At 70.0% G+C, this 10418-nt stretch carries 8 protein-coding genes and 1 pseudogene; 7 read left to right on the top strand and 2 right to left on the bottom strand.

Features of this window, described 5'->3' with window-relative positions:
* The coding region (gene pepN, locus DMC18_RS14505) for an aminopeptidase N (protein ID WP_110133037.1) at window positions 1–1662 on the bottom strand (1662 nt) is incomplete at its 3' end.
* Between the two features lie 101 nt (window positions 1663–1763).
* Between pepN and DMC18_RS14500 the strand changes: the two genes are divergently transcribed.
* Both DMC18_RS14500 and DMC18_RS14495 read left to right on the top strand, forming a co-directional pair.
* The gene (locus tag DMC18_RS14500; RefSeq protein ID WP_110120118.1) at window positions 1764–2666 is read left to right on the top strand and encodes a hypothetical protein; all 903 of its coding nucleotides are present in this window, start codon (window positions 1764–1766) and stop codon (window positions 2664–2666) included.
* Window positions 2667–2748: 82 nt separating this feature from the next.
* Window positions 2749–3402, top strand: coding sequence for an OmpW family protein (locus tag DMC18_RS14495; protein ID WP_110120117.1), 654 nt, complete (start codon window positions 2749–2751; stop codon window positions 3400–3402).
* Between the two features lie 141 nt (window positions 3403–3543).
* On the opposite strand, the gene DMC18_RS14490 is transcribed toward DMC18_RS14495, so the two are convergent.
* Window positions 3544–4098 (bottom strand): hypothetical protein, encoded by a 555-nt coding sequence (locus DMC18_RS14490; protein ID WP_110120116.1) that lies wholly within the window; start codon window positions 4096–4098, stop codon window positions 3544–3546.
* Between the two features lie 159 nt (window positions 4099–4257).
* Here DMC18_RS14490 and DMC18_RS14485 point away from each other — a divergent pair, with 159 nt between their 5' ends.
* The 5 genes and pseudogenes from DMC18_RS14485 to DMC18_RS14465 all read left to right on the top strand — a co-directional run.
* The gene (locus DMC18_RS14485; RefSeq protein ID WP_110120115.1) at window positions 4258–5391 is read left to right on the top strand and encodes an acyl-CoA dehydrogenase family protein; all 1134 of its coding nucleotides are present in this window, start codon (window positions 4258–4260) and stop codon (window positions 5389–5391) included.
* A 14-nt stretch (window positions 5392–5405) separates the two neighbouring features.
* Complete coding sequence (locus DMC18_RS14480; protein ID WP_110120114.1) at window positions 5406–6626, top strand: acyl-CoA dehydrogenase family protein; 1221 nt, start codon at window positions 5406–5408, stop codon at window positions 6624–6626.
* A 395-nt stretch (window positions 6627–7021) separates the two neighbouring features.
* Window positions 7022–8648, top strand: a pseudogene (locus DMC18_RS14475) (tetratricopeptide repeat protein); the annotation flags it as partial.
* Window positions 8614–9999 carry a hypothetical protein gene (locus DMC18_RS14470; RefSeq protein WP_370444025.1) on the top strand — a complete coding sequence of 462 codons (1386 nt, stop codon included), beginning with the start codon at window positions 8614–8616 and terminating at the stop codon, window positions 9997–9999. The pseudogene DMC18_RS14475 and the gene DMC18_RS14470, both read left to right, overlap by 35 nt.
* A partial coding sequence (locus DMC18_RS14465; protein WP_233248160.1) for a hypothetical protein occupies window positions 9996–10418 on the top strand: 423 nt, incomplete at its 3' end. The genes DMC18_RS14470 and DMC18_RS14465, both read left to right, overlap by 4 nt.

The following is a 10418-nucleotide window of genomic DNA, read 5'->3' as shown; positions in this document are numbered from 1 at the left end:
CGGATCGGCGGCGAACAGCACATAGGCGTCGGCGGGGCGCGCGTCGGTGGTCAGGGTCACCGGGGCCGAAAAGCCGCGCAGGGCCGAGATCACCGGCGTCTCCGCCACGCCCTCCCAGCGCACCGTCAGGCTCTCGCCCTCCAGCAGCACCACCTCGCTGTCGCGCAGCGGCGCGCCGGCCTGCGAGAGCAGGCCGATGGTCACCGGGATCGGCAGGGCCTTCTTGACCGGCTGGCCGCTGGTCGGGGCCGTCTTCTGGGTCAGGGTGATCGACAGGGCCTTGGCGGCGGCGTCATAGGCGTGGGTCAGCGACACCGACGGCGTGCCGGCCTGTTCGTACCAGGAGAAGAAGCTCGAAAGGTCGCGCCCCGAGGCTTCCGCGAAGCAGGCGACGAAGGCCTCGACCGTGGTCGCCTCGCCGTCGTGGCGCTCGAAATAGAGGTCCAGGCCGGCCCGGAACGCGTCGGCGCCCAGGATGGTCTTCAGCATGCGGATGATCTCCGCGCCCTTCTCGTAGATGGTCGCGGTGTAGAAGTTGTCGATCTTCAGATAGCTCGACGGCCGCACGGCGTGAGCCAGCGGGCCGGCGTCCTCGGCGAACTGGCGGGCGCGCAGGGCCTTGACGTCCTTGATCCGCTGCACGGCCGCGCCGCGCATGTCGGCGGAAAAGCTCTGGTCGCGGAAGACCGTCAGGCCCTCCTTCAGGCACAGCTGGAACCAGTCGCGGCAGGTGATGCGGTTGCCGGTCCAGTTGTGGAAATATTCGTGGGCGACGACGCTCTCGATGCGCTCGTAGTCGAAGTCGGTCGCCGTCTCCGGCTCGGCCAGCAGGAGCGAGGAGTTGAAGATATTCAGCCCCTTGTTCTCCATGGCCCCGAAGTTGAAGTCGCGCACGGCCACGATCATGAACAGGTCCAGATCGTATTCGCGGCCGAACGCCTCCTCGTCCCACTTCATCGAGCGCTTGAGGGCGTCCAGGGCATAGGCGGCGCGCGAGGCCTGGCCGGGATCGACGAACACCTTCAGCGCCACGGTGCGGCCGCTCATGGTGACGAAGTCGTCCTCCAGCACGTCGAGGCGCCCGGCGACCAGGGCGAACAGATAGGCGGGCTTGGGGAAGGGGTCGTTCCAGACGGCGAAGTGGCGGCCGTTCTTCAACTGGCCGGCCTCCATCAGGTTGCCGTTGCTCAGCAGGTGCTCGAACGAAACGTCGGCCTCGATCCGCACGGTGTAGCGGCTCAGCACGTCGGGCCGGTCGGGGAAGAAGGTGATGGTGCGGAAGCCCTCGGCCTCGCACTGGGTGCAGAACCGGCCGCCCGACATGTAGAGGCCCATCAGCGCCTTGTTGGCCGACGGATCGATCTCGACCTCGGTGACCAGTTCGAAGGCGTCGGGGACGTCGGCGATGGTCAGGCGCTCGTCGTCCAGCTCGTACTGGTTGCCGCTCAGGGCCTGGCCGTCGATGGCGATCGCCTTGAGCGTCAGCCGCTCGCCGTTCAGCGACAGCGGCTCGCCGGCCGCGCCCGTACGGCGCACCTGCAGCGTGGCGGTCACGCGCGTGGCCGACGGCTCCAGCTGGAAGGACAGGTGCGTCGTCTCGATCTCGAACGGGAACGGACGATAGTCGGAGAGCCGGATCGGCTGGGGCGTTTCGGTGCGCATCCGGCCAATGTAGTCGCCCGTCGGGGCCGGGGCGAGGCCGCCGGTTGCGCGGTTTGTCGATTTATCGGCTAGGTTTCGAAGCTCAACCTGAGGCGCCGCCGATGTCCGAGACCCTCGCCGAAGGCGGCAGCCGTATTTCGCCGGGCCGCCGGATCGTCATTCTGGTCTGGGCGATGATCCTGACGCTGGTCCCCTGTATCGCGGGGCTCGCCGTGCTGGCGACCAGGGACATCGCCGGCGGCTTCACGGCTCATCTCGCGCCGCCCAGCATCTGGTTCGACTTCGCGCTGGGCCAAGAACCCCTTGCCGCCCTGGCGGCGATCCTGGTCGCGCTCGGGACCTACGTCCTGCTGGTTCGGCTGGGCGAGAAGCGCTGGCCGTCAGAGTTGGCGCCGGCCTTTGCGATCCTCGAACTGGGCCTCGGGATCGTCCTGGCCGCGCTCGCCTTCGGCCTTTTGATGGGCGTGCTCACCTTGAGCGGCGGCGTGGTCTGGCGGCCGCCGACGTCCATTGATTGGTATGCGGCGCTGGCGAACGGTCTGCCCCAGGGCCTGTTCGGCGGCCTGCTGCTGGGCTTGGCCGTGCAGGGCGGAACCGCACGGTTGGCGACCCAGGCGCTCGGACCGGTCGCGGGCGTCGTGCTCGCGGCCTTGCTGGCCTCCTGGCTTGTATCTTCGGGATGGAAGCTGCCGCCGATCCAGCGCGTGAACGCCACGCTGGGCGGAGCCATCCTCGGCCTTCTGTGGCTTCGCCGTCAGCGGTTATGGCTTGGGCTTGGCCTGTCGACGGCGTGGGGCGCGCTGTCGGGGGCGGTCATCGGCGGTCCTGCTCTATTTTGCGCTGAGGATACGTCCATCTACGAGCCTGGGCGGGGGATCCTGATCGCCTGGCTGCGAGGAACCGATGGTCCGGAAGGCTCGATCCCCTTGTTGATCGGCTGTGTCTTCGCCGTCGGCTGGCTGACCTGGCGGGCCTGGAAGGAAGGCCGCTTCTCCAAGGCTTGAGGCTGATCAATGTGCGTCCCGGCGGGCGGGCGCATCACCCCTGGCGACGCCTCGACGCGTCGCACTCCAAGGGGATAAGACCATGACCGCCCTTCGCCTCGCCCTGCTGGCCGGCCTGACGCTCGCCGCCGCGACCGGCGCCGCTCAAGCCCAGGAGGCCTTCACGCCCGCCGCCAAGGGGACCTGGCAGGTCAACCTGCGCGCCACCGGCGTGCTGCCCGACGCGGGCGACCCGATCGTCACCTCGGCCGGCGCGGCCACCGGCCTGAAGGCCGACGTCAAGGATGACGTCAAGCCGACCCTGGGCGTCTCCTACTTCATCACCGACAAGCTCGCCGTCGAGGTGATCGCCGGCACGACCCAGCACACCGTCAAGGCCGTGGGGCCGGGGACCGACGTCGTGGTGCACAAGACCTGGGTGCTGCCGCCGGTGGTCTCGGCCCAGTACCACTTCGCGCCCAAGGCCCGCTTCAATCCCTATGTGGGCGCGGGGCTGAACTACATGCTGTTCTACAGCGGCAAGGACCGCAACGGCTTCACCGTCGATCTCGACGACGGCTTCGGCTACGCCCTGCAGGCCGGCGCAGACATCGCCGTGAAGGGGCCGTACGTCGTCAATCTCGACGTCAAGAAGGTGTGGTTCGAGACCGACGCCAAGATCAACGGCGGCGCGCTGAAGTCGAAGGTCAACCTGGATCCGACGGTGGTGTCGGTGGGCATCGGACGGCGGTTCTAGGTATCTGGAACCCCTCCCCCTCGATGGGGGAGGGGCAGGGGTGGGGGTGGCTGCGGCGTCGGATGCCGCGCACGGCCGCCAGCTCAGAAGGTCACCCCCATCCCCGACCCGTCCCCCATCCGCCAACGGGAAGGGAGAAGTCTATCCCTCGATCGATCCGCTCGCCGCCGGCGTCTCGTGCAGCTCGCGCTCGATGGCCGCGGCCTTCTGCGCCAGGGCCAGCAGGGCGGGGGGGGCGTCCTCGGGGTGGTCGCCGACCAGGGTCACGATCTCGCGGGCCAGGGCGTGCAGGCGCGGGGCGGTGGCGATCAGCTTGGCCTGGAACTCGATCTTGCGCGGGTCGCGATCGTACTCGGCCCCCGGCGTGCGCCAGCCGCCCCAGTCGTTGGGATCGGTGACCACCACCGGATAGGTGCCGGGGAAGGGGTGATGCAGGCAGTCGCCCTCCTGCTGCCACTTGTTGCGGGCGCGCAGGACCCGCCAGTTCGACAGGACGCCGCCTTCCTGCGGGTCCATCTTGTCCTCGGGCTTCAGCTCGTGGGCCAGGAACTCGCGGCCCAGGCCGACGTCGTAGGTCACCCGCACCGGCTCGTCGAAGCCCTTGGCCCAGATGGGCACGATCTTCTCGATCGTCGCCCAGGCGCCGACGCTCTCGACCCAAACCTTCTGGTTCCGCTGGTAGACGGTCTTGGCCATGGGACTCCGGAACTTCGGCTGGAACGGGGGCTTGCGAATACTCGGGTCGCATAAGAACCTGAAATTCTTGACGCCGGGTCAATCTTTCCAGGGGGCGCAAGCTCGGTCATCGTCGTTTCCAACGGCCGTCGTCAGAACGGCCAAGGGAGAGAAACGGCCGTGGATTTCGACTATTCCGACGACCAGAAGTTCCTCAAGGACGAGGCCCGCAAGTTCCTGAGCGGCCGCTGTCCGCCCGCGGTGGTGCGCGGGGTGCTGGACGATCCGGCCCGCAGCCACGACCAGGCCCTCTGGGCCGCCGTCGCCGAGCAGGGCTGGCTGGGCGCGGCCATTCCCGAAGAGCACGGGGGGCTGGGCCTTGGCCGGGTCGAGCTGTGCGCCATCGCCGAGGAGCTGGGCCGCGCCGTCGCCCCGATCCCGTTCGCCTCCACGGTCTACATTCTGGCCGAGGCCGTGATGGCCCACGGCTCCGACGCCCAGAAGGCCGCGATCCTGCCGGCTATCGCTTCCGGCGAGCTGATCGGCTGCCTGGCCGTCAGCGAAGGCCCCGGCGTGCTCACCCCCTCGGCTCTGTCGAGCAAGGTCGAGGGCGGCAAGCTTACGGGCGTGAAGATCCCCGTCACCGACGGCGACATCGCCCACACCGCCATCGTCCTGGCGTCCGAGGGCGGCAAGCCCGGCCTCTTCCTGGTCGACCTGATGGGCGCCGGCGTGAAGCGCGAGACGCTGGAAAGCCTGGATCCCACCCGCGGCGTCGCCCGCCTGACCTTCGACGGCGCGGCCGCCGAGCGGCTGGGCGCGGCGGGCGAGGGCTTCGACCTCGTGCAGAGCATCCTCGACCGGGCCGCCGTGCTGCTAGCCTTCGAACAGCTGGGCGGCGCCGACCGCTGCCTCGAGATGGCCAAGGACTACGCCCTGGGCCGCTACGCCTTCGGCCGCGTGATCGCCGGCTACCAGGCCATCAAGCACAAGCTGGCCGACATGTACGTCAAGAACGAGGTCGCCCGCTCCAACGCCTATTACGGCGCCTGGGCGCTCAACGCCTCCACGCTCAAAGAAAATGGGGCCTCCGAACTGCCCACGGCCGCCGCCGCCGCCCGCATCGCCGCCTCGGAAGCCTTCTGGTTCGCCAGCAAGGAAAGCGTCCAGGTGCACGGCGGCATGGGCTTCACCTGGGAGGTCGACTGCCACCTCTACTACCGCCGCTCGCGGCAGCTCTCCCTCGTGGCCGGCTCGCCCCGGCTCTGGAAGGAGCGGCTGGTGAGCGAGCTCGAGAAGAAGAACGCGGCTTAAGGGAGAACAAGATCATGGACTTCAACGACTCCCCCAGCGAAGCCGCCTACCGCGACAAGGCCCGCGCCTGGCTGGAAGAGGCCGCCGCCGCCCACAAGGCAGAGCACGGCGAACCCAAGCCCAACACCCCCGAGCACATGGCCGCCGCCAAGGCCTGGCAGGCCCGCAAGGCCGCCGCCGGCTACGCCTGCATCACCTGGCCCTCGGCCGTGGGCGGGGGCGGCGGCACGCCGATCGAGTCCGTCATCTTCGGCCAGGAGGAGGGCAAGGCCGGCGTCGCCTACGGCTACTTCACCATCGGCCTGGGCATGTGCGTGCCCACGGTCATGGCCTTCGCCGACACCGACACCAAGAAGCGCTTCGTCTCTCCCGCCGTGAAGGGCGAGGAGATCTGGTGCCAGCTGTTCTCCGAACCGGCCGGCGGCTCCGACGTCGCGGCCCTGCGCACGCGCGCCGTCCGTGATGGTGACGACTGGATCATCAACGGCCAGAAGGTCTGGACCACCGGCGCCCACTACAGCGACTTCGGCATTCTCCTTACACGGACGGATCCCGACGTACCCAAGCACAAGGGCCTGACCATGTTCTGGATCGACATGCGCGACGCCGCCGTCGAGTGCCGGCCGATCCACCAGATGTCGGGCGGGCGCGAGTTCAACGAGGTCTATTTCAGCGACCTGCGGGTCAAGGACAGCCAGCGTCTGGGCGAGGTCGGCCAGGGCTGGCAGGTGGCCCTCGTCACCCTGATGAACGAGCGCCTGGCCGTCGGCGGCTCGGCCGGTCCCAACTACCGCGAGGTGCTGGAACTGGCCCGCGCCCTGCCGGGCGAGGACGGCCCCGCGCTCAAGAACGACGCCTTCCGCGAGAAGCTGGCCGACTGGTTCGTGGCCTCCCAGGGGCTGAAGTTCACCCGCTTCCGCACCATGACCGCCCTGTCGCGCGGCCAGACCCCGGGACCGGAAAGCTCGATCGGCAAGATCATCTCGGCCAACCAGCTGCAGGATCTGGCCAACACCGCCGTCGAGATGCAGGGCGAGTACGGCGTTCTCACCGGCCCCGAAGCCGCCGCCGGCGCGGCCTTCCAGCAAAGCCTGATGTGGGCCCCCGGCCTGCGCATCGCCGGCGGCACCGACGAAATCCTCAAGAACATCATCGCCGAACGGGTCCTGGGCCTGCCCGGCGACGTCCGCGTCGACAAGGACGTGGCGTTCAAGGACATGCCGACGGGGCGGTGAGGGGGGCTCTTCTCCCTTCCCCCTCGATGGGGGAAGGGCCGGGGATGGGGGGGGCGCGGCGATCCGACCGGACGCGGCGTCGCCTTTATTCGCCTCAGCAGTCACCCCCACCCCTGCCCCTCCCCCATCAAGGGGGAGGGGTGAGCTAGTTACGAGAATCGCCCGGGCGACCGCGCCTTGCCAGCTCGCCCAATAGGCGAAAAATGACGATCCCCTGACGGGCGAAAATCGTGTGATTACACGGAATTAGCCGGGCAACACGCCTGTTCCGCGTTCCAATTAAGGCATGGCGACCGACAGTGGTCGAACGACGGTCTGGCGAGCTTGACAGCGTCGTCGCCGGCGGCCCATGAGTGACGCTGATCTATGGTTAACGGCGGGGCTGGAGGGGAGCGATGCACGAGGCCAGCGACGCTGTTTCGACTCTCCTCGACCGGGGCCTTCACCTGGGGCGGGCCGCGCGTTCGTGGATTACCACGCGGCCGTGGACGCGCCTTGGGCCGATCCGTCGCCTGCCGCTCGGCGTGGCCGCCGCGACCCTGGTCGCCATGCCGCTGTTCGGCTGCGATTTTTCCGCCAACCAGCTGTTCGCCAAGCGCGCCGGCGCCTGCCCGCGCCCGCAGGCGGCCCAGGGCGTCTCGGGCCAGTTCAACCAGCAGCAGATCGAGATCCGCAACCTGCGCCAGGGCGGCTTCCGCGGCGACTTCTTCGCCCAGCTGGAGCTGGCCCGCCGCTACGAGGGCCAGCGGGCGGTCGACAAGAACCTCGACGATCCGGTCGAGGCGGCCACCTGGTACGCCATGGCCCTGGCCAATCCGGCGGGCTACGCCCCGATCGCCGCCTACGAGCCGCGCGGCAAGCCGGGCAAGGCCCTGTCGCGTTTCGACGACTGCCGCGCCTATGAGCGCCACGCCGCCTACGGCGCCCTCGACCGCCAGCTCTCCCGCATGTCGACGGAAGAGCGCGAACAGGTCCGCAACCGGGTGATCTACATCCTGTCGACGCAAGGGGCCGACGGCTTCCGCGCCCTGGCGCGCATGCACGACGGCTATTTCGGCCCCTATGGCGAGCCGTCCGACAACCTCCAGGCCGTCGAGGCCTATGGCGACCGCAAGCACGTCGGCGCCCCGGCGGCGCTCGACCTCTTCCGCCGCAACGACGTCGACGCCTATCTCTACAACTATCTGGCGGTGCAGACCGGCGACGTCTCGGCCTATGTCATGCTCAAGGACTTCGAACGCTCCTCGCCGCAGCGGGCCTCCTACGGCGGCTTCGTCGAGGGCAAGGCCAAGCGCTGGATCCCGCCCTACGAGTTCTATCCGGCCGACTCCCCGGACTCCGGCGTGCCCCATTCCGACGAGAGCGATCCGTCGGGCGAGGCCCGCGAGGCGGCCCTGGCCCGCCTGCACGAGCTGCCCTTCGTCCATATCGGCGAGGCCCTGGCCTATCTGCGGATCATCCCCGCGCCGCTGCTCGACGAGCGGCTGCTGGCGGCGGGCGACGCCCAGACCTTCCAGGCCTCGATCGGCCGCCCGACCACCGGCCGGCTGACGCCGATCGAGAAGGTGAGGGCGGTGCAGTACGCGGCCGTCAACGGCTCGTCCAAGGCCCAGCTGGTGCTAGCGGTGATGTACTCCGAGGGCGTGGGCGTGCCGCGCGACTACGCCCGCGCCTACCACTGGTACGAAGAGGCCGAACGCCAGGGCTCGCCCGAGGCCAAGTACGCCATGTCGACCTTCTTCTCGCTGGGCCTGCAGGGCGTGGCCGACCAGGACCGCGCCAAGGCGGTGGTCTACCAGCTGGACGGCGCTCTGGCCGGCTTCAAGCCGTCGGTCTGGCGCCTGCAGCAACTGCTGGCCCAGGTCTCGCGCCCGCCCCGCGCGCCGGGCGAGCGGCCCCGGCCGTACGAGGCCAGGCCCTATGCCGGCTCCTCGAACGCTCCCGGCCCGTCGAACACTGAAAGGGACTATCGATGAGACGCCTTCGCCTGTTCGCGGCGGGACTCGTCGCTATCAGCCTGGCCGCCGTCGGCGCGCCGCAAGCCGCCCAGGCCTCGCCGGACGCCAAGGTCGATCAGCAGATCCGCCCGTGCTTTGGCCTGCTGATCCAGCCGGCCCTGTCGCACGGCTGCAAGGGCTATGTCCCCAAGCGCAAGCCGCCGCGCCGGCCCTACTATCCCTCGCGCCCCTACGAGCGCTACCGCACCAGCGTCGACTGCGACGTCGCCTATCCGGGCGAGGTCAGCGACGTGCTCTCGCGCCTCTATGACGGCGACACCCTGACCTTGATCTCGCGCAACGGCGGGGCCTGCGTCGAGACGCTGAACGTCACCCGCGCCGTGCACATCGTAGCCCGCGACTACAGCCCCTCGCGCGCCCGGCCGATCCTGATGGCCCCGGCCGATCAGCCCTGCATCCGCATCGCCCCGGGCGTGGCCTATGTGGTGCTCGAGAACCTGGGCCTGGAATCGACGCGGGGCGGCACGGCCTCGTGCATCGTCGGTCGCGCCACCGAGCTGGCCCTCAAGGGCGTGGTCGTGCGCTACGACGGCGAGGGCTCGGCCATCGACGTCGCCGACAGCCGGGTGGAGCTCTACCAGACCGCCTTTGTCGGCCGCACCCGCGCCCCGGTGGTCAAGCTGTCGGGCGGTCTGCAGGCCCAGGACGTCGACGTCGCCGCCACCGCCATCGGCATGGCCGTCGAGACCGGCCGCGACAGCCGCCTGCGCGATGTCCGCGTGGTGCGCCTGGGCGACTGGACGGGCTCGTCGCGCGTGCGCAGCTCGGCCGGCTTCGTGCTGACCGGCGTCAACCGCGATCAGCTGGTGCAGATCGACGGCCTGTCGACCGACGGCTTCTCGCGCGGCATCTATATCAGCGGCGGCGAGACCACGCTGCAGCGCCCCGTGGTCCGCGACAGCGACTGGGCGGTGGTGCTGGAAGGGGCCGACCTGCGCGTGCTGGACGGCCAGCTGGAAGCCGCCGACGTCGGTATCTACGCCGCCTCGGGCGTGGTCTTCGCGTCGGACAACGCCATCGCCGGCGTCATGCGCGCGGGGCTGTTCGCCGACAGCGGCGCCCAGATCCGCGCCCGCGACAACCGCGTCTTCGCCCGCCCCGGCGGCTGCGAGGCCCTGATCACCGGCTATTTCGACGGCGCCCTGACCTGCCGTCCGTGGTTCGAGGCGCCGGAACTGTTCCGCACGCCGCGCGACCGCGCCCGCCAGGACTACGACAGCTACTGGCCCACGAGCGCCGTGGCGATCCTGAGCGGTCCCGCGCCCGCCGCCCTGGCCGGCGGTCCCGCCGACCCTTACGACGCCTCGGCCGCCGCCGGCGGTCCGGTTCCGGCCCCTCAAGGAGCTCCGCGATGATCCGCACGCTCGCCATCGGCGCCCTGACCCTTTCGATGGCCGCCGCCGGCCTCGCCCAGGCCCAGCCGGGACCGGGACCCGTCTCCGCCAAGCGTCCCGCCGGCCGCGGCGGTCCCTGCGGCGCGCCCCTGACCGGCCAGGCGCCCGACGTCATGACCTATGACCGCGCCACCGGCACCCAGGTGTTCGTCAGCGGCCAGGGCGGCACCGAGGTCTCGGCCTACAACCAGCGCACCGGCTCCTCGGCCGGGCTGCGCGGCGACCTGTCCAAGCCGGGCGTCACCGAATCCTGCGCTTCCGACGCCCTCACCGGCGACGGCTACGCGGTCACCTCGCGCGGCCCGGGCGACATCGCCGTGGTCGGCCGCGACGGCCAGACCGGCGAGCGCTGGGCCATCAAGCGCACCGACGGCTCGACC

Source organism: Caulobacter sp. D5 (assembly GCF_003185805.1).
GTDB lineage: Bacteria > Pseudomonadota > Alphaproteobacteria > Caulobacterales > Caulobacteraceae > Caulobacter.
The sequence above is the reverse complement of the archived record's forward strand: the minus strand, read 5'-3'. Positions and strand labels throughout refer to the sequence as shown.